The sequence below is a fragment of the Sphingobacterium sp. UBA7631 genome, assembly GCF_002483935.1.
GTDB lineage: Bacteria > Bacteroidota > Bacteroidia > Sphingobacteriales > Sphingobacteriaceae > Sphingobacterium > Sphingobacterium multivorum.
In genome coordinates this window covers 823,321-841,654 of the sequence record NZ_DLIX01000004.1, presented here as the reverse complement: position 1 = coordinate 841,654, position 18,334 = coordinate 823,321, and the positions used below count along the sequence as shown (strand labels likewise).

The 18,334-nt window shown below is 40.1% G+C and carries 17 protein-coding genes and 1 tRNA gene; 16 read left to right on the top strand and 2 right to left on the bottom strand.

The features are described from left to right. Positions 1-176 precede the first annotated feature (176 nt). The 3 genes from B3P16_RS08295 (at position 177) to B3P16_RS08285 (ending at position 5,495) form a co-directional block, all read left to right on the top strand. Complete coding sequence (locus B3P16_RS08295) at positions 177-881, top strand: MgtC/SapB family protein (RefSeq protein ID WP_286768384.1); 705 nt, start codon at positions 177-179, stop codon at positions 879-881. A gap of 91 nt (positions 882-972) precedes the next feature. Beyond that, the gene (gene mgtA, locus B3P16_RS08290; protein ID WP_286842366.1) at positions 973-3,672 is read left to right on the top strand and encodes a magnesium-translocating P-type ATPase; all 2,700 of its coding nucleotides are present in this window, start codon (positions 973-975) and stop codon (positions 3,670-3,672) included. Positions 3,673-3,740: 68 nt separating this feature from the next. Continuing rightward, positions 3,741-5,495, top strand: coding sequence for a DUF885 domain-containing protein (locus B3P16_RS08285; RefSeq protein WP_286753249.1), 1,755 nt, complete (start codon positions 3,741-3,743; stop codon positions 5,493-5,495). A 62-nt stretch (positions 5,496-5,557) separates the two neighbouring features. On the opposite strand, the gene B3P16_RS08280 is transcribed toward B3P16_RS08285, so the two are convergent. Then, positions 5,558-6,547 (bottom strand): GlxA family transcriptional regulator, encoded by a 990-nt coding sequence (locus tag B3P16_RS08280; protein WP_046672125.1) that lies wholly within the window; start codon positions 6,545-6,547, stop codon positions 5,558-5,560. 135 nt (positions 6,548-6,682) lie between these two features. Here B3P16_RS08280 and B3P16_RS08275 point away from each other — a divergent pair, with 135 nt between their 5' ends. The 7 genes from B3P16_RS08275 to B3P16_RS08245 all read left to right on the top strand — a co-directional run bounded on the left by B3P16_RS08275 (position 6,683) and on the right by B3P16_RS08245 (position 14,317). After that, entirely contained in the window at positions 6,683-7,105 is a 423-nt protein-coding gene (locus tag B3P16_RS08275) for an SRPBCC domain-containing protein (protein ID WP_112375656.1), read from the top strand. Between the two features lie 62 nt (positions 7,106-7,167). After that, positions 7,168-7,590, top strand: coding sequence for a DoxX family protein (locus B3P16_RS08270; RefSeq protein WP_286753250.1), 423 nt, complete (start codon positions 7,168-7,170; stop codon positions 7,588-7,590). Between the two features lie 94 nt (positions 7,591-7,684). After that, a complete protein-coding gene (locus B3P16_RS08265; protein ID WP_046672128.1) occupies positions 7,685-8,134 on the top strand; it encodes an SRPBCC family protein in 450 nt (149 codons plus the stop codon). 12 nt (positions 8,135-8,146) lie between these two features. Beyond that, positions 8,147-8,545, top strand: a complete 399-nt coding sequence (locus tag B3P16_RS08260) for a glyoxalase (protein ID WP_112375658.1) — start codon at positions 8,147-8,149, stop codon at positions 8,543-8,545. Positions 8,546-8,608: 63 nt separating this feature from the next. Next, positions 8,609-9,580, top strand: a complete 972-nt coding sequence (locus tag B3P16_RS08255) for a dimethylarginine dimethylaminohydrolase family protein (protein WP_286842359.1) — start codon at positions 8,609-8,611, stop codon at positions 9,578-9,580. Positions 9,581-9,795: 215 nt separating this feature from the next. Continuing rightward, positions 9,796-10,680, top strand: coding sequence for an ABC transporter ATP-binding protein (locus B3P16_RS08250; protein WP_286753253.1), 885 nt, complete (start codon positions 9,796-9,798; stop codon positions 10,678-10,680). Then, positions 10,673-14,317, top strand: coding sequence for a M1 family aminopeptidase (locus tag B3P16_RS08245; protein WP_286842356.1), 3,645 nt, complete (start codon positions 10,673-10,675; stop codon positions 14,315-14,317). The genes B3P16_RS08250 and B3P16_RS08245 overlap by 8 nt, the downstream gene beginning before the upstream one ends. A gap of 47 nt (positions 14,318-14,364) precedes the next feature. Here the strand turns inward: B3P16_RS08245 and B3P16_RS08240 are convergent. Continuing rightward, positions 14,365-14,438, bottom strand: a tRNA-Ile gene (locus B3P16_RS08240). Between the two features lie 89 nt (positions 14,439-14,527). Between B3P16_RS08240 and B3P16_RS08235 the strand changes: the two genes are divergently transcribed. The 6 genes from B3P16_RS08235 to B3P16_RS08210 all read left to right on the top strand — a co-directional run bounded on the left by B3P16_RS08235 (position 14,528) and on the right by B3P16_RS08210 (position 18,324). Beyond that, positions 14,528-15,160, top strand: a complete 633-nt coding sequence (locus tag B3P16_RS08235; RefSeq protein WP_172462466.1) for an HAD family hydrolase — start codon at positions 14,528-14,530, stop codon at positions 15,158-15,160. Positions 15,161-15,251: 91 nt separating this feature from the next. Further along, positions 15,252-15,446 (top strand): 30S ribosomal protein S21, encoded by a 195-nt coding sequence (gene rpsU, locus B3P16_RS08230; RefSeq protein ID WP_046672133.1) that lies wholly within the window; start codon positions 15,252-15,254, stop codon positions 15,444-15,446. Positions 15,447-15,547: 101 nt separating this feature from the next. Further along, on the top strand, positions 15,548-16,429 hold the full coding sequence (locus tag B3P16_RS08225; protein WP_286753255.1) for a tyrosine-type recombinase/integrase: 882 nt from the start codon (positions 15,548-15,550) through the stop codon (positions 16,427-16,429). 14 nt (positions 16,430-16,443) lie between these two features. After that, the gene (gene hpf / locus B3P16_RS08220; protein ID WP_286753256.1) at positions 16,444-16,803 is read left to right on the top strand and encodes a ribosome hibernation-promoting factor, HPF/YfiA family; all 360 of its coding nucleotides are present in this window, start codon (positions 16,444-16,446) and stop codon (positions 16,801-16,803) included. A 245-nt stretch (positions 16,804-17,048) separates the two neighbouring features. Beyond that, positions 17,049-17,423 carry a DUF6686 family protein gene (locus tag B3P16_RS08215; protein WP_046672136.1) on the top strand — a complete coding sequence of 125 codons (375 nt, stop codon included), beginning with the start codon at positions 17,049-17,051 and terminating at the stop codon, positions 17,421-17,423. 373 nt (positions 17,424-17,796) lie between these two features. Beyond that, positions 17,797-18,324 carry a ferritin gene (locus tag B3P16_RS08210; protein WP_070563752.1) on the top strand — a complete coding sequence of 176 codons (528 nt, stop codon included), beginning with the start codon at positions 17,797-17,799 and terminating at the stop codon, positions 18,322-18,324. Positions 18,325-18,334 lie beyond the last annotated feature (10 nt).

Below are 18,334 nucleotides of genomic sequence, written 5' to 3'. Positions count from 1 at the left end.
AGTTAAAGAAATTGGACAGCTTGATCTATAAATTTTATATTTAAATTGTAAGTACCTGTATTATAGTTTTTTAATTTAAGTATTTCTCTAATAAAATTCTAATAATTTTCTAAAAGATTTCTAACGAATCATGGGGGGAGGAATGTGGACCTTTGCAGGCAAAGGAGGATAAAGAGATGAGTGTTTTTGAATTTACCATACGATTATTTGCTGCATTGCTTTTGGGCGCTGCCGTGGGCGTAGAGCGCCAATGGCGCCAGAAAAATGCGGGACTTCGGACGAATACCTTAGTTTCGTTGGGAGCAGCAGCTTTTGTGTTACTTTCCATAGAAATTGGCGGTGATGCTACCGGACGGATCGCTTCTTATGTGGTCAGTGGAATTGGTTTTCTTGGCGCTGGTGTGATTATGAAGGACGGTTTGAATGTGCATGGCCTGAACACGGCAGCGACGATTTGGTGTTCGGCGGCAGTAGGCGCGCTCTCCGGTCTAGGTTTGTATGCCCAAGCATCTGTCGTTGCGCTGGCTATTATTTTTACACACCTGATCTTTCGTCCAATCGGACAAAAAATGGCCTTCTTGACTTTTAATAAATCGGCAGCATCCCAGACCGAATATCTACTGACCATAGGCTGTGGGATAGACATCGAAAATCATATTCGTGTTTTATTGATGCAGATGCTCAGCAGTAACGAAAAGCTATTGTTGTCTTCCCTTTCGAGTGACGATACCCTGGCTACTAACACTGTTGTCATTAGGGCTATTGTTAGAGCCATCGGTCAGCAAGACAGTCTTATCGAACGGATGGCTAGCCGATTGACGATTGAAGAAAGAGTAACAAAAATAAGCTGGGAAATTATTGGTACCGAGTCGGATTTGTAATACAAGTCGGATTTGTAATAAGAATTGGATCGGTAATACGAATTGGGTTTACGGAAATTAACATGAAACGGGCTATAGGGTTATGATTAAAATGAACAATAAAACAACAAGGAATCCATTGCACAATATGATCAGTTCCAATGGAATGAATGTAGGGACTGTGACCAAATTGCAGGGGGTGGCCAGTCAGGATGAAAAACTTGCCTGCGCGATGTTAGAAACGAGCAGAGAAGGGATTACAGATGAAATGGCTGCGGAGCGTCAACAGAAATTTGGTTTAAATGAGGTGAAACATCAAAAGGCCCCAAAGTGGTATGTGCAGCTATTGAAATCTTTTGCTAACCCCTTTATATATATTCTGTTATTGATTGCCACTGTTTCCTTTATTATCGATGTTGGGCTTCCGAAGGTTGGCGAACGGGATTATAAAACAGTTGTTGTGGTGTCCATTATGATTTTGGTCAGTGCACTGCTTCGTTTTGTACAGGAGTATCGAAGTAATGCCGCCGCAGAAAAATTAAAAAGTATGGTGAAAACTACGGCGACAGTATTGCGGAAATTTAAAGGCAAAAGAGAGATTCCTATTGTTGAGCTGGTGCCGGGAGATGTTGTATACCTTTCCGCAGGGGATATGATTCCTGCAGATTGCCGTATTATTCAGAGTAAGGATCTTTTTGTGAGTGAAAGTATGCTGACCGGAGAGGCGGTTCCTGTAGAGAAGAATTATTTGCCGATCCGGGATGCAGGGAATAAATCACCTGTTGAACTTTGTAATATTTGTTTTATGGGGACCAATGTCGTTAGTGGATCGGCGACAGCCCTGATTGTAACGACAGGAAGCTACACCTATTTTGGAAGTATCAGCAAATCGATTACGGGTGAACGTCCCGAAACAAGTTTTGATAAGGGGATAAATAAGGTGAGTTTTTTATTGATCCGTTTTATGCTGGTCATGGTTCCGCTGATCTTCTTGATCAATGGGTTGATGAAAGGGAACTGGACGGAAGCGCTACTGTTTGCCATTGCTGTTGCTGTAGGTTTAACACCCGAAATGCTGCCCATGATTGTCACCGCTAACCTGGCAAAGGGTGCTGTCAATATGAGCAAACGTAAAGTCATCGTCAAGCGGCTAAATTCCATCCAAAATATAGGTGCCATGGATATTCTGTGCACGGATAAAACAGGAACATTGACATTGGACAAGATCGTCATGGAAAAACATCTGAACGTCTACGGTGTCGAAGATGACGAGGTACTCAAATGGGCCTATCTCAATAGTTTTCATCAGACTGGCCTGAAGAATCTGATGGATAAGGCTGTGCTGGAACATGTCGAATTGCACGATTACCTGAAAGTGGAGGATCAATATTTGAAAATTGACGAGATTCCATTTGATTTTCAGCGGCGACGGATGTCTGTGGTCCTCAAACAGCATAATGGCAAACACCTATTGATCTGTAAAGGGGCCGTAGAGGAAATGCTTGAGTTATGTACACATGCTTTTGATCCGGGAGATGACCGTAGCCTGCATGTCGAAAATGACCGTACAGTACCGATGGACGATACGATGCGTAAAATTGTATTGAAAACATCAAAAAAGATGAATGAGGAAGGGCTACGTGTTTTATTGGTTGCTATCCGAGAATTTGAAGGTAGTCACCCGTTGACCTATGCTGTTGCAGATGAAGCGAAAATGACGTTGACCGGATTTATTGGCTTTTTGGATCCGGCCAAACCATCGTCACAGCCTGCGATTGAAGCCTTGCAGAAATTGGGGATTGCGATTAAAGTACTGACTGGAGACAATGAGATTATTACACGCAAAATCTGTCTGGATGTCGGCATTCCGGTGGATCGGATCGTCAATGGAAATGAATTAGATAGCATCACGGACAGCGAGCTAAATCAATGTGTTGATCGGGTGTCGGTATTTGCGAAATTAAGTCCGCTCCAAAAAGTTCGTGTTGTGAAGGCATTAAGGGAAAAGGGGCATACGGTTGGGTTTATGGGCGATGGCATCAATGACGCAGCGGCACTTAAGGAGGCTGATGTCGGTATCAGCGTGGATACGGCTGTCGATATCACCAAGGAAAGCGCAGATATCATTCTTTTGGAAAAGGATCTTATGGTGCTGCGAAAAGGGGTTATTTACGGGCGTAGAACTTTTGGCAATATCATTAAATATATCAAGATGACGGCGAGCAGCAATTTCGGCAATATGTTCAGTATGCTTGGTGCTAGCGCTTTTCTTCCATTTCTTCCAATGCTGCCCGTGCATCTGCTTATTCAGAATCTACTCTATGATATATCGCAGATAGCTATTCCCTGGGACAGTATGGATGAGGAATTTATTGTCGAGCCAAAGAAATGGGACGCTGGCAGTGTCTCTAAGTTTATGTTATTTATTGGTCCCATAAGTTCACTGTTTGATTTTGCCACTTTTGCAGTATTGTTTTTCGTGTTCAAGGCCAATACCGTATCGGATCAAACACTCTTTCAGACTGGTTGGTTTGTGGAGGGATTGCTTTCACAAACATTGATTATCCATATGATAAGAACCAAGAAAATACCCTTTATTCAAAGCTGGGCTGCAGCGCCGGTTGTGGCGTTGACGAGTTTGATGATGATTATCGGTGTTGTTTTGCCGTTTACACCATTTGCTGCTGCTTTAAAAATGGAGGCACTGCCCCTAACTTATTTTCCATGGCTTATCGGCATTTTGATCTGCTATTGTTTAATGACGCAGTGGGTGAAAAATTGGTTTATTCGGAAATTTCATACCTGGTTATAGTTGTAAATTATTGGAGTAAAATGCTGAAATTCATCAACAATAATGTTAATTTTAGGCAAAATACTCCAATGAAACTTATAACATATACCCTTGCTATCTTTGGATTGGGCCTAATGGCTTCCTGTGGATCGGGAACTCAGGACCGACAATCTACTGTTGATACTGCTGCGAATGAAAAGTTTAAATCGTATGAGGACCGCTTTATTCTACAGCTTTGGAAGGAAAATCCGGAATGGGCTACCCAGGTCGGATTCCATCAGTATGATTCCTTGTTGACCATACCTGATGCTGATGCGCAAAAACTACGACTGGAGTTTTCGAAAAGACATTTGGACAGCCTTAAAAATTTTGATCTGAGTACGTTGAATCTTTCTCAGCAAACAGATTATCATCTGATTCAAAACTATCTTGAATCCAATATTTGGGCGATTGAAAAAGAGCGCGCGTATGAGTGGAATCCTTCTTCGTACAATGTTGGTGGGACGATCGCTTTTATGCTTGCCGAGAATTATGCGCCTTTATCGACCAGACTTAAAGCGATATATCATCGGTTGACGAAGATTCCGGCCTACTATGAGGCGGCGAAAGGACAGCTTAAAAATCCGGCCACGGTCTTGACCGATTTGGCCATTCAACAGAATTTGGGTGGTTTATCTGTGTTCGAAAACGATTTACGGGATTCACTTAAAAAATCCGATCTGCCGACATCAGAAAAGGATGCCATCCAGAAGGCTTCACAACAAGCTATTGCGGCGATTAACGGATATGTTCAATTTTTAAAAGTGACACCTAACCCTTCTCCACGAAGTTTTAGACTAGGAAAAGAACTTTATGACAAGAAATTTGATTTCGATATCCAATCGGGTTCAACGGCAGAACAGATTTATCAGGCTGCTCTAGCAAGAAAAAGCTATTTACACAGAGAGATGTATAAAATTAGCAAAGAGCTGTGGCCTAAATATTTTGGAAAATCGTCCTTGCCATCCGATAGTTTGCTTGTCATTCGAAAAATGATCGACACCCTGTCTGTCAAACATGTCAAAGCAGAAGAGTTTCAATCAGCTATCGAAGCACAGATACCGAAGCTGGTTGCATTTGTCAAACAAAAGGATTTATTGTACATCGATGATAGCAAGCCGCTCGTGGTGCGTAAAGAGCCTGCTTATATGGCTGGTGTTGCAGGAGCTTCAATCAGTGCACCTGGTCCATACGATAAAGGCGGAAATACCTATTACAATGTGGGCAGTCTGACCGGTTGGACGAAAGAGGCAACGGAAAGTTACCTTCGGGAGTATAACCATTACATTTTACAGATACTCAATATCCACGAGGCTATTCCAGGCCATTATACCCAATTGGTGTATGCCAACCAATCGCCGAGTCTCATCAAGAGTATTTTAGGAAATGGTGCAATGATTGAGGGCTGGGCTGTCTATACCGAACAAATGATGCTCGAAAATGGTTACGGAGACAATGCTCCAGAAATGTGGTTAATGTGGTACAAATGGCATCTGCGTACTGTTTGCAATGCGATACTCGATTATAGCGTCCATGTGAAAAATATGAGTGAAAAAGACGCCATGCATTTGTTGGTTGATGAAGCGTTTCAACAGCAGGCTGAAGCAGCCGGAAAATGGAAACGTGTGTCGGTGAGCAGCGTGCAGTTGACATCTTACTTTACGGGATATAAAGAAATTTATGATCTTAGGGAAGCTGTGAAGCAAAAAGAAGGAAAACAGTTTAATTTGAAGGCGTTCAATGAAAAATTCCTGAGCTTTGGCAATTCACCGGTGAAGTATATCCGGGAAATGATGTTAAAATAAAAGTAAGAAATGCGATCAATGATAAAGCCACTCCCCTGAGTGGCTTTATTGTTGATCAAAGCTTATTGCTCGATGGCAACATCGGCGGTCACCTTGGCAAATTTGTTTCGATAATCTATTGGTGTAAGGCCAGTAATTTTTCGGAAAATATCTCGAAAGGCTTTTGTATCTGTATAACCTACATCATACATGACCTCAGAGACGTTTTTTCGTGATGCTTCGAAGAACTTTTTTGCAGCTTCGATGCGTACGCGTTGCAGGTATTCAACAGGCGTGTTATTGGTTGCTTCTTTGAATCTCCGTTCAAATGTTCGCCGCCCAATATTGACATGATTGGCCAGTTCTTCGACTGTAATTTTCTCCTCGTACTTCTTCTCGATATAGTCTTGAGCTTGTTGGATATCCAGATCAGCATGATTACGTTGGCCTCTGAATATGGCGAATTGCGATTGATTATCCCGGCTGATATCCAGTGCGAAATATTTGGCTATGAGTACGGCTGTTTCCCTATCGGCATACTTTTCCACTAAATAGAGGATCAGATTCCATAAACTGCTCGCGCCACCACTGCTGTAGATATTTTCATGTTCAGTGATCACGGCACCATCTTCAATTTCAATGTGGGGGTATTTTTCCTTGAACTCTTCGATATGTGCCCAGTGTGTCGAACATTTTTTCCCATCTAAAAGACCGGTCTCAGCGAGCAGGAAAGCACCCACACATAGACTGGCAAGACTAGCCCCTTTGTGGTACAGTTTTGTGAAATAAGGGATCGCTTCGGCATTATCACGTATTCCTTTTTCTATGTTGCCAAAAATAGGCGGTATAATAAGCAGATCTGTTTTCTGAACGTCCTGTAGTAGTCGGTTTGTCTTGATGGTATACTCCCCGCTATTGGCCGGGACGTAAGTCGTTAAACCTACATATTCGACTTCAAAAATAGGCTGTTTTCCAAAGGCCGTTAGAAATTCATTGGCCGTATGAAAGGTTCTGAACGCAGGGGTAATACCTTCGATAGTACCGTATTCGGGAACAAAAACAGAGATTTGCATATCATTTTTGGTTTATGATATAAAGGTACAAATAGTTTTTGTCGTAATCTACCCCTAAAGTTGTCGTCTTTGCAACAGCCGCAATGTTGTGATCCTTTGCATCTTTGTTATATCAATATAAACAATAGAAAAACAATGGAAAGACAGACAAAAATTACAGTTGAAGCCGCGATTAACGCTCCTGTAGAAAAAGTATGGAAACTTTGGAACAATCCTGTGGATATCATGCAATGGAATACGGCAGATCCGAGCTGGCACTGCCCAAGTAGTGAAAATGACCTTCGTGTAGATGGAACTTTTAAAAATAGAATGGAGGCGAAAGACGGAAGCTTTGGGTTTGACTTCGAAGGAACCTACCATACGGTAAATCTATATCGGGAAATTGCTTATACCATGGCTGATGGAAGAACTGTAAACACGTTTTTCTCGGAAACGGAAGGGCAAACTAACGTAACTACAGTATTTGAAGCGGAACAGGAAAATGATCCTGAACTGCAAAAATCGGGTTGGGAGGCTATTCTGAATAACTTCGTAAACTACGTAGAATCTGCGAATTAATATTTCCTGACTTCAAGGTGAATCAGAACTGAAATTATACACTTACACAAACGACTTATACAATGAAAAAGAACAAAATTGCTTTTTGGATAGCAACGGTATTTATAGTTCTCTGGGAAGGACTAATGCCACTTGGAACACTATTATTTGCTCCTCAATATATCAATGCGGGCACAAAACCGTTGGGATACCCCGACTATTTTGCCTATGCATTAATCATCTGTAAGGTGTTGGGCGTTATTGCAATTGCTGTACCACAGGTTCCAGGTAAATTAAAAGAATGGGCTTATGCTGGATTGACATTTAACTTAATATTTGCTTTTATCAGTCATGCCTGTGTTGACAAAAATGCTGCATTTATGGCCATGCCTATTGTGATATTGGCGGTACTCGCTGTTTCTTACGTCTATCAGGGTAGAATAGCCCGCTTGAGCAGCAAAGATATGAGCAACACAGGAACGTATCATCAGACCTCAGTTGTTTAAGGCCTTATTAGATTGGATTGTCCTAAAATAATGCCTAATAGAAAAAGTAAAACAAAAAACCAGCAGTAGTAATTTATTTATAAACGATATAGCTATGAAAACGAATCATGTTTCTTTACATCGAATTATTCAGGCGAGCCCTGAAAAAGTGTTCCGTGCTTTTGCAGACCCGATAGCACATGCCAGCTGGCTTCCTCCTTATGGTTTTCTATGTACCGTACAACACATGGAATTTAAAGTCGGGGGAAGTTTCAAAATGACTTTCACCAATTTTAGTACAGGTCATAGTCATTCCTTCGGTGGTGAGTATCTAGAGATTGAACCAAATGGTTTTATCAAGTACGTGGACCGCTTTGATGACCCTAATTTACCAGGTGAAATGACTACGACTGTTTCTTTGCGTAAAGTGATCTGTGGCACTGAACTTCAGATTGAACAGACGGGAATTCCCGAGATTATTCCCGCGGAGATGTGTTATCTTGGGTGGCAAGAATCTTTGGAAAAAATGAAAAAGCTTGTGGAACCTGAAATACCGGACGCTTAATCAATTTAAATTATGCTAGTTGAGCAGATGGAACGCTTGCAAAGCGGAATATTCATTACATTCTCAGGAAACTGTAGGGCAGCACTTACCTTTTACCAGACTTGTTTCGGGGGCACTTTACATTTCGAGATGTTCGAAGAACCCCTTCAAGGCTATGTTGAAACTCCTGTGGTGAGTGCCGCTCTTATTTCCGAACGCATTGTCATCTATGGCTCCGATCTCGTACACAATGAAGGTCGGAAAGTGGGAAACTATGTAGCTGTATTTGTTCCCTGTCAGGACAATGCTGATCGCGAGGAATTAATCGGAAAACTTACATCCCAAAGGATCAAAAATAAATCTGGTGATACAGCACATAAATTTATTGAGGTAACTGATTTGTTCAATGTACGCTGGGTTTTGGGAATTTAGTTTCCTCTTTCAAATAGTTGCTTTTTCTATTAAAAAAAAGCAAATTGTACTAAAATCAGTGTTATGATCTTTGTAGAAAATGAGTTTGCGCCATTAAAGAAAGTTATTTTGACGGTTTCCGAATTTGGCTTTCCCAAAATGATGAAAATGGATGATCTTCGGTTTTTGTCTTCGACCGCCCTGGAGGAGGATGATACCCATGCAGGAAAGGATTTTGGAGAAGTATATCCGGAGTTGCAGCGGTTATGGGAACAAGAACGCCACAATTTCGCTTTGGTGTTGGAAAAATATGGGGTGGAAGTGTTTCGGCCCCGTCATTTAACAGCATTGGAGAAATGGGCAGGGGGAGAGCATGGTTATTCCAATTTCTTTGTTCGCGATCCATTTTTTACAATTGGACATGCTGTGATTGAAGGATCCATCCGTTTTATGCAGCGACGTAATGAAATATGGCCAATCCGGGATCTGTTGGAACGTGAAGTTTATCAACAGGACTGCCTTTATGTAGCAGCGCCAAGACCAGCAATAGCAGAGCAGGATGATCTTGCGCTATGGCACGGTCCCTTTATCGAGGGCGGGGATATTTTGGTCTATGGAAAGCATGTTTTTGTTGGCAATTCTGGACTTGCTTCGAATAGTCTTGGCATCAAATGGCTTTCTAAATTATTGCATCCTTATGGCTACCAGGTTGAAGAAGTAAAACTTCATCCCAATATACTCCATTTGGACTGTGCACTTGGTATGATCCGGGAGGGGTTGATGATTGTTTGTGAAGAAGCCTTTATCCATGGGATACCCCAAAAATTGAAGGCTTGGGACAAAATCCTGGTGAATTTGGAAGAGGCGAGTTTGCTGGCGACGAATGGTCTGCCCATTAATCCGGAGGTTTATGTGACAGATCCTATTTTTGCCTACTTAGGCGACAAAGTCTCAGCACTGGGTATGCAGGTTGAATACGTTGATTTTCAGGTCAGCCGTAGCTTTGGTGGGTCTTTTCGTTGTAGTACCCAGCCATTATTGCGGAGTTTCCAGTAGACTTCTTCATTCTTTCTGATCCCTATCCAGATTTTTTGGTCCTGCTGGAGACGCACTTTTTCCAATGGATAGTTAACTAGTAAAATGCTGTTGCTTTGTCCATAGTCCTGTCTACAAAGAGTCTTTTATTTTCGTTTGTTTTTAACTTTTACTATATTGATGTAACATATCCTTGTTTTGGTATACTAACATATTATTAACAGTTAAAATAAATTATGAATTTATCAATAGAGACCCTTAGTAAGACCTATTCTAATGGGGTAAAAGCTTTAGATGGCGTAAACTTAGAAATCAAGCCTGGGATGTTTGGTCTACTGGGGCCAAATGGTGCAGGCAAATCTTCTTTAATGCGGACGATTGCGACACTTCAGAAACCCGACAGTGGGCGTATTACTTTTGGTGATATTGAGGTACTCAAAAATCAGCTCGATTTACGGAAAGTTTTGGGTTATTTACCACAGGAATTTGGTGTTTATCCCAATCTGTCGGCATCAGACCTGCTGCAATATTTTGCAAAATTGAAAGGAATTAAATCTAAAGCGGATCGGGATGCCATTATCAATCGTGTTCTTGAGGTAACCAATCTTTGGGACGTGCGCAATAAAAGTGTAAGTGGTTATTCGGGCGGTATGAAGCAACGTTTTGGTATAGCGCAATTGTTGCTGAATGATCCTAAGTTAATCATTGTTGATGAACCGACCGCAGGGCTTGACCCAGCGGAAAGACATCGTTTTTTAAATGTGCTACGCGAGATAGGTACCGATCATACTGTTATTTTTTCCACGCATATCGTGGATGATGTGCGTGAACTCTGCCATGAGTTGGCCATTCTGAATGGGGGAAAGATTCTTTTGAGGGGCACTCCTAAAGAATCCATCGACCAATTGGAAGGTAAAATCTGGGTACGTATCATCAGTCGGGATCAATTGGATGAGTATACACAAAAATATAACGTTATTTCAACCAATTACAATCAGGACAACACGCTCAATATTCGGGTGTACAGCGATGAGCGTCCTGATGAATCATTTGTGAACGCTCAAGGCCAATTGGAGGATGTCTATTTTGTGGCGCTAAAAAATGATCAACGCCATGTTTAGAGCCATTTTTAATTTTGAGTTTGCGCGTTGGTTTAAGAGTTCGGCCGTCTACATCTATATGGCACTCTTCTTTGCGCTTTCGTTGTTCATTATGCTGTCTTCACTCGGTATTTTTGACGGTATAACGGCAACGACTTCGTCCAATACCATGATGAATTCTCCTTGGGCAATTAACGGCATGGTCAACGGTATGTCGACTATTATCTATTTTTTGATACCGTCCATCGTTGGAGCCTGCGTCTACCGGGATTTTCAATATCAGGTGCATACGATACTTTTCAGTTACCCTTTCTCAAAAACGGATTATCTACTCGGTAAATTCTTTGGATCGGTGGCTGTTGTATTGGTTATTGTATTTGCTTCAACCCTGGGGATTATCGTTGCACAATTTGTACCAGGCATCAATCAATCCCTTTTGGGGCCAATTCAGGTTGGGGCTTATTTACAAACCTATCTTGTGCAGGTTATCCCTAATCTCATTATTTTTAGTGCAATTATCTTTGTGCTGGTAACATTGACACGAAACGTATACGTTGGTTTTGTTGCGGTGCTGATTCTTATTATTCTTCAGGTGCTGGTTCAGAATCTGGCAAACAACATGGACAACCGTTTCGTAGGGGCATTGATCGATCCTTTTGGGGATAGTGCCATCTCGTATTATACACAATACTGGTCTCCTGAAGAGAAGAATGTAAACAACCTGCCATTTACTGGAGCTGTTATTTATAACCGGTTAATATGGCTTGCGGTCGCAGCCCTATTCATTGGCGGGTTTTATGTGTTGTTTTCTTTTTCACAACATTCGATTTCCTTTAAATCGTCGAAAAAAGGAGCCCGTTTAACCAAAAATAACTTTGATAGTGTCTTCAAAATCAATCTACCAAAAGTAAATTATGATTTTTCGACATTTCATTATTTAAGAACAATGTGGATGATGGCACGGTATGACTACCAATATATTGTCAAAAATCCGGTGTTTTTAATATTGACTTTGGTAGGGGTATTGTTCATTATCTTAATGGCAAGTACCATTGGTTCGATATTCGGAACGTCGACCTATCCCGTGACCTGGAAAATGCTGATGATCCCGGGGACTACATTTAAATTTTTCCTGCTGATCCTCACTTTTCTTTTTACGGGACTTCTTGTGCATCGTGGAAGTATTACTCGGATGGGAGGACTACTGGATACCACAGCGGTACCCAACTGGGCTTTTATGGGATCGAAGGTTCTCGCAATTCTTTTGATGCAATTAACCTTGCTGGCCGTTGTGATTGTGACCTGCATGGGCTTCCAAATATACTATCGTTATTATAATTTTGAAATCGGACAATATGTGATGCACCTGATGGTATACGGTATGCTGTCAAACTTGGTGTGGCTCTTCATTTCGCTTTTTGTCCATACGCTTTTCAAGAATTACCTGGCTGGATTTTTTGTGTTGTTGACACTTTTTATTGGATTACCTTTTTTATCTATGGTGGGTGTAGAACAAGAGATCTATCAATTTAATCAGGGACCGGATCTCGATTACTCGGATATGGATGGATTTGGTTACGTTCTACCGTTTTTAACCTATCGGGTTTATTGGCTACTTTTTGCAGTGTTCTTTGCTGTTATAGCCCTGTTGTTGTGGCGGAGAGGTAGTTTTTCAGGAATTGGCGAGCGTTGGCGTATTTTTAAGGCGAACTTGGGGCCGGTAACCACGGCGATACTCATTTTTGCCTTTGTGGGCTTTATCGGCATCGGTGCTGCAATCTATTACGAAAATCATGTTAAAAATCCCTATTATACCAGTTTAGATCATGAAAAACAGGCTGTGGAATGGGAGAAGAAATATAAAAAGTACCAATACAGGCCGCAGCCCCGTGTCGTGGATGTCAAGTTTAATTTAGATATTTTTCCCGATAAGCGTAGTTTTAAAGCGAATGCGGCCTATGTGCTAAAAAACAAGACGAATACGCCTATAGATTCCATTTTCGTCAATTATAATGATTACGATTATACCTTTTCTTTAAGTGTGCCGAATAAATTGATATCGGCCGACGATAAATATAATTTCAATATTTATAAACTCGAAAAGCCTATGGCTCCGGGCGATTCTATTGTATTGAAATTTAGCACGGCTAGTCCGGCCAACACCTGGATAAATGAAAAGTCTCCTGTGAAGGGCAATGGCACTTTTATCAACAATATGCTTTTTCCGAATATAGGCTATCTTGACCGTGGCGAGCTGGTAGATAATGATATTCGAAAGAAATACGGACTGCCACACCGGGATAGAATGGCTCCACAGACTGACAAAAGGGCCCTTCAGAATAACTATATATCTAATGATGCCGATTGGATCCGTTTTGAAGCTACGGTTAGCACAGCCAAAAATCAGTTGGCTATTGCTCCAGGCTATCTCACAAAAGAATGGGAAAAAGATGGTCGTAAGTACTATCAGTATAAGATGGATTCAGAAATCCTGAACTTTTTTGCTTTTAATTCTGCCGAATATGAAGTCAAAAAAGATAAGTGGAACGGGGTTAATTTAGAGATCTATTACCATAAGGGGCATACCTATAACCTGGATCGCATGATGGCTTCCAGTAAAGCTTCTTTGGCTTACTATACGAAAGAATATAGTGCTTACCCGCATCGACAATTACGTATTATTGAATTTCCGCGCACAGCAGGAACTTTCGCACAGTCCTTTGCCAATACTATTCCTTTTTCCGAAGCGATCGGCTTTATTGCTGATGTCAATGAGAAAAAGGAAGATGCAGTCGATTATTCCTACGCGGTAACAGCCCATGAAATTGCACATCAGTGGTGGGCACATCAAGTGGTAGGAGCCAATGTGCAGGGAGCGACATTGATGTCCGAAAGTATGTCGGAATATTCATCGCTAAAGGTTTTGGAAAGAAGATATGGGAAAGGGCAGATGCGTAAGTTTCTCAAAGATGCGCTCGATGGCTATTTACAAGGGCGAAGTGCCGAAAAACTCGGTGAAAAGCCGTTGATGTATAATGAAAATCAAATGTATATTCATTACCAAAAGGGATCCTTGGTACTGTATGCCTTGAGCGATTATCTGGGCGAGGATCTTTTTAACCGGACAGCTCAATCTTATTTACAACGTGCAGCGTTTCAAAACCCACCGTATACAACGTCGTCGGAGTTTGTGGATAGTTTTAGACAGGCGACTCCAGATTCCTTACGTTACCTGATTAAAGATATGTTTGAAACGATCACCCTATATAACAACAAAATAGAAAAAGTAAGTTCTAAGAAACTTAAGAATGGTAAATATCAGGTTGATATCCAATTTGAAGTTTCTAAATACCGCGTAGATGGCAATGGGAAAAAGAGTTACAATGACGAAGGTGGACAGCCACTGTCCTTTAAGAAATCAGATCGTGTGACCCTGAAATCATTGCCATTGGCAGACTATATTGAAGTCGGCGTTTTCTCGGATAAGAAAAGCAAAGACGGTAATAAACGTCAGGAGCTTTATCTAAAAAAGCATAAAATCGATCGAATCAACAATACGATGACGCTAGTTGTTGATCAAAAACCTGAACAGGTCGGCATAGACCCTTACAATAAATTGATCGATATTGAATCGGACGATAATCGAAAGGAAATATAAAAAGGGTAGTTATAAAAAAATCCTCATCGCATGATGAGGATTTTTTGTGCTCCCACCTGGGCTCGAACCAGGGACCAAAAGATTATGAGTCTTCTACTCTAACCGACTGAGCTATAGGAGCAGGTCGTTTGTTTTGTCAATTTAAACAGCTGTTGTGCCGTTTTGACGATGCAATTATCGATATTTGTATCGATATTTCAAAATAATTCAATGGAAAAAATTAAAAATATTGTTCTTGATTATGGGAATGTGATCTTTATGATCGACTTTGTAAAATTGAAAGATGCTTTTACTCAGTTAGGTATAGAAAATGTGGATGCCGTATTTGGACATCATGGTCAAAGTGCACTTTTTGATAATTTTGATAAAGGGAAAATTGATTCTACGCAATTCCGTGAGGGGATAAGAGCATTAACCCAAAATCCAGCCCTGACGGACGAACAGATTGATACGGCCTGGAACAGTTTGCTGCTTGGTGTACCACAAGGTAACCATGAGATTCTAGTTCAGTTGAAAGATCGATACCGAACATTTTTGTTAAGTAACAATAATGCAATTCATTATGCCTATTGTATGAATGATATTCATCAAAAATATGGTGTTGCCGACAATGAAGGTTTTTTTGAAAAGACCTACTATTCCCATTTAGTGGGGATGCGCAAACCGGATGCGGAAATATTTGAATTGGTCATGCAAGAACAACAATTGGATCCGGCGGAGACTTTATTTATTGATGATAGTCCGCAACATCTGGCGACAGCAAAACAATTGGGTTGGCATACAGCATTGTGTACTAGGGAGAAACCCTTAAAAGTTTTGTTGGAAGAATACGGATTGTTATAAAAAAATAATTTTGTTTTCCTTTTTAAAAAGAAATAGCTTACCTTTGTCCCACTTTAAATTTAAAAGCGGCGAAAGGAGGTATATATAACGCATGATTATCGTAAATGTAAAAGAAGGAGAATCTTTAGATAGAGCATTGAAACGTTTCAAAAAGAAATTCGAAAAAACTGGAGTTTTAAGAGAATTGCGTTCACGTCAAGCTTACGAAAAGAGATCTGTAACTCGTCGCATTCAAGTGAAAAAAGCGATTTACAAACAATCTTTGAATCAAGATGTAGCTAACTAATTGATTCGCTGAGAATTTTAAAATATAAAGGGAAAAGCCTAGCTTTTCCCTTTTTTTTGTGCTTTTAAGTTTGTAATTTAAGCTATATAGCGAGGGAAAATATGTTGGAAAAGGAGTTTATTCGGTTTTTGCAGATTGAAAAAAGGTATTCAGAACATACGGTTATTGCCTATAAGCATGAGCTGGAGATGTTCCAGTCTTTTTTGAATCGTGAGGGGCTGACTGTGCAGGATATCGTATACCGTGATTTGCGTCATTATTTTGCGCAAATGGTAGAGTCCGGAAAAAATGCAAGTTCAGTCAACCGGAGTATGTCTTCAATGCGAACTTATTTTAAATTTTTGCAAAGAGAAGAGTGTATTGCGAAAAATCCCATGACGCTTATTAAAGCGTTAAAAACTGCTAAAAAATTACCGGTTGTTGTTGAAAAGGAAAAGCTGGTCCGTTTGTTGGATCAGATGGGGCAGGAGCAGGATGGGTTTGAATCCTGCCGCGATTATATGGTGATGGAATTGTTGTTCGGTACCGGGATTCGGTTGGCAGAATTGTTGAAAATTAAGGAGCAGGATATAGATTTTTTTAATAAAAATATTCTTATATTAGGTAAAAGGAACAAAGAACGCTTGGTTCCGATCAATAATCTTTTATTGAAAGAATTGAAAAACTATTTGCAACAAAAGGCGACGCAATTTGTTGATACTAATAACAGCTTACTAATCGTTACGAAAGAAGGAAAGCCAGCATATGCCAAGCTGATCTATGCTATTGTACATCGGCAATTGACGCTGATTTCGACTCAAGGTAAGAGAAGTCCTCATATTTTGAGACATACTTTCGCAACAGCCCTATTGGATAATGGGGCGGATTTAAATGCAATTAAGGAGCTGCTGGGGCACGCGGGGCTTGCGGCAACGCAAGTGTACACGCATAACTCAGCAGAACGACTGAAGTCTATTTATAAACAAGCTCATCCAAAAGCTTAAAAAAAGGAGGAAAAATGAACATTACTGTGCAATCCATTCGATTTACTGCTGATCAAAAGCTAATCGAGTTTATCAAAAAGAAAACAGGAAAATTGGAGCAGTTTTTGGATTCCATTATTGGTGGCGAATGCTACCTGCGATTGGAAAATGTCGATGATGAGGCAAATAAAATTTCAGAAATTAAATTAAATATCCCGGGAAGCCAGCTTTTTGCGAAAGGGCAAGCGAAAAGCTTTGAGGAGGCGACAGATATTGCTGTAGAATCCTTGCGTAGACAGATTAACAAACATAAAACAAAAACGAAAAATACAGTGATCAATGGGCGTAATGAAGTACTTGCGCTAGAGGAAGAAGAGGAAGAAGAATACGATTAATAACGATCAAAACATAGGAATACATACAGGAGGTCAGTAGTAACTGGCCTCCTTTTTTTTGTTGTTATAGTCAGAAAAAAGCGTCAGTTGGTTTTCATAATTTGCTGCAGGAAATCATGGAGGCTTTATTACCATGAGCGGTTGAAAGGCTTATTTATATTAAATCAAAATAATCTTCTGTTTTACTTGGATTGATTATAAATAATATTTATTTTTGATCGATTTAAATGATAAGGGAAATAGAAATGTCAAAATTGGTTTGTCCGTTAGCACATGTTGAGGAAGTGTTTTCAACTATAGCAGGTACAGTTTATCAATGTAGCCGCAAAAATTGTTTCTGGTTGGAATATAATAATGAAACAACGTCTTTCTCGGTATCGGATTTTTTGAAATTTAAGAAACGTATCGATGGGATTGATGTTGAGCATATGCTTCATGATACAACACGCTCATCTGATTTTGAAATCATTATGCCTTTTCGTACAGAAAGATGTTTCATCTTAACTGTAGCGGATGTGCTCCAGTTGCGCGAATTATTAGATGGCGCTAAATTTATGATGGAATTGAATAGCGTTGTCAGAACTTGTTTGCAGGTTTCGCCATTTGCGGTTTTCGCTTAGGTAGTATATATAAACGAATTTAAAAAGCGGTGTACGTCTATGATGTATACCGCTTTTTGTTTTGTGGTGACCTTATTTAATTTTAATTTAAATAAGTCTCAATGGACTACCTTTTGTTTTTTCGTTGGCATTCCTGATTTTAAGTCCTTTCTGCCACTTATTGTTTTATTTGATGGCTTATTGAAAGTATCAATATCACGTATTTGTAATTGTATTGATTCTAAACAAGTTGTGGTTTGTTTGTCTAATTTAGACTGAATTTGTATTACATATTCTTGATACACATTTTGAATATCTGCTGTATCTTTGTGATGTAGTCAGGTGATCATGTGTTTCACTTGTTCATGTTTTAGAAATTAAACTTAAGGTAAATATGAAAGATTTATTGAAATTAAAATCTTCTTTGAAAGAAGAGATCGAAAATATATTGAATGCACAGATTAAAGTTGAAGCTCATTCTTCAGCATTATATTTGGCAATGTCTTCATGGTGTGATGATCAGGGTTTGGAAAATGCTTCCGAGTTTTTTGCGAAACAATCCAACGAAGAACGCGAGCACATGTTGAAGCTTTTCAATTATATTAACAACCGCGGTGGTCGTGCAATTTCTCCGGAAGTTACAGGTATTCCTCAAGATTTTGAATCATTCCGTGGTGTATTTGAGCAAACATTGGAACAAGAGATGTTTGTTACTGAACAATTCAATAATATTGCGGATAGATGTGCGAAGGAAAAAGACTACGTAACTTTTAACTTTGTTCAATGGTTCTTGGAAGAGCAAGTGGAGGAGGAGTTTGTTGCAAGACGTATTCTTGAATTATTCGATGTAATCGGTGAAGATGGTACTGGCCGTTGGGAAATTGATAAGCACCTCGTTAAGGTTACCTTTGCGGGTGAATAATAAATTGTAA

Bases quoted from the DNA above. Each gene is read 5' to 3' on its own strand.
- B3P16_RS08295 (WP_286768384.1), top strand. From the start codon at position 177: ATGAGTGTTTTTGAATTTACCATACGATTATTTGCTGCATTGCTTTTG.
- mgtA (WP_286842366.1), top strand. From the start codon at position 973: ATGAACAATAAAACAACAAGGAATCCATTGCACAATATGATCAGTTCC.
- B3P16_RS08285 (WP_286753249.1), top strand. From the start codon at position 3,741: ATGAAACTTATAACATATACCCTTGCTATCTTTGGATTGGGCCTAATG.
- B3P16_RS08280 (WP_046672125.1), bottom strand. From the start codon at position 6,547: ATGCAAATCTCTGTTTTTGTTCCCGAATACGGTACTATCGAAGGTATT.
- B3P16_RS08275 (WP_112375656.1), top strand. From the start codon at position 6,683: ATGGAAAGACAGACAAAAATTACAGTTGAAGCCGCGATTAACGCTCCT.
- B3P16_RS08270 (WP_286753250.1), top strand. From the start codon at position 7,168: ATGAAAAAGAACAAAATTGCTTTTTGGATAGCAACGGTATTTATAGTT.
- B3P16_RS08265 (WP_046672128.1), top strand. From the start codon at position 7,685: ATGAAAACGAATCATGTTTCTTTACATCGAATTATTCAGGCGAGCCCT.
- B3P16_RS08260 (WP_112375658.1), top strand. From the start codon at position 8,147: ATGCTAGTTGAGCAGATGGAACGCTTGCAAAGCGGAATATTCATTACA.
- B3P16_RS08255 (WP_286842359.1), top strand. From the start codon at position 8,609: ATGATCTTTGTAGAAAATGAGTTTGCGCCATTAAAGAAAGTTATTTTG.
- B3P16_RS08250 (WP_286753253.1), top strand. From the start codon at position 9,796: ATGAATTTATCAATAGAGACCCTTAGTAAGACCTATTCTAATGGGGTA.
- B3P16_RS08245 (WP_286842356.1), top strand. From the start codon at position 10,673: ATGTTTAGAGCCATTTTTAATTTTGAGTTTGCGCGTTGGTTTAAGAGT.
- B3P16_RS08235 (WP_172462466.1), top strand. From the start codon at position 14,528: ATGGAAAAAATTAAAAATATTGTTCTTGATTATGGGAATGTGATCTTT.
- rpsU (WP_046672133.1), top strand. From the start codon at position 15,252: ATGATTATCGTAAATGTAAAAGAAGGAGAATCTTTAGATAGAGCATTG.
- B3P16_RS08225 (WP_286753255.1), top strand. From the start codon at position 15,548: ATGTTGGAAAAGGAGTTTATTCGGTTTTTGCAGATTGAAAAAAGGTAT.
- hpf (WP_286753256.1), top strand. From the start codon at position 16,444: ATGAACATTACTGTGCAATCCATTCGATTTACTGCTGATCAAAAGCTA.
- B3P16_RS08215 (WP_046672136.1), top strand. From the start codon at position 17,049: ATGTCAAAATTGGTTTGTCCGTTAGCACATGTTGAGGAAGTGTTTTCA.
- B3P16_RS08210 (WP_070563752.1), top strand. From the start codon at position 17,797: ATGAAAGATTTATTGAAATTAAAATCTTCTTTGAAAGAAGAGATCGAA.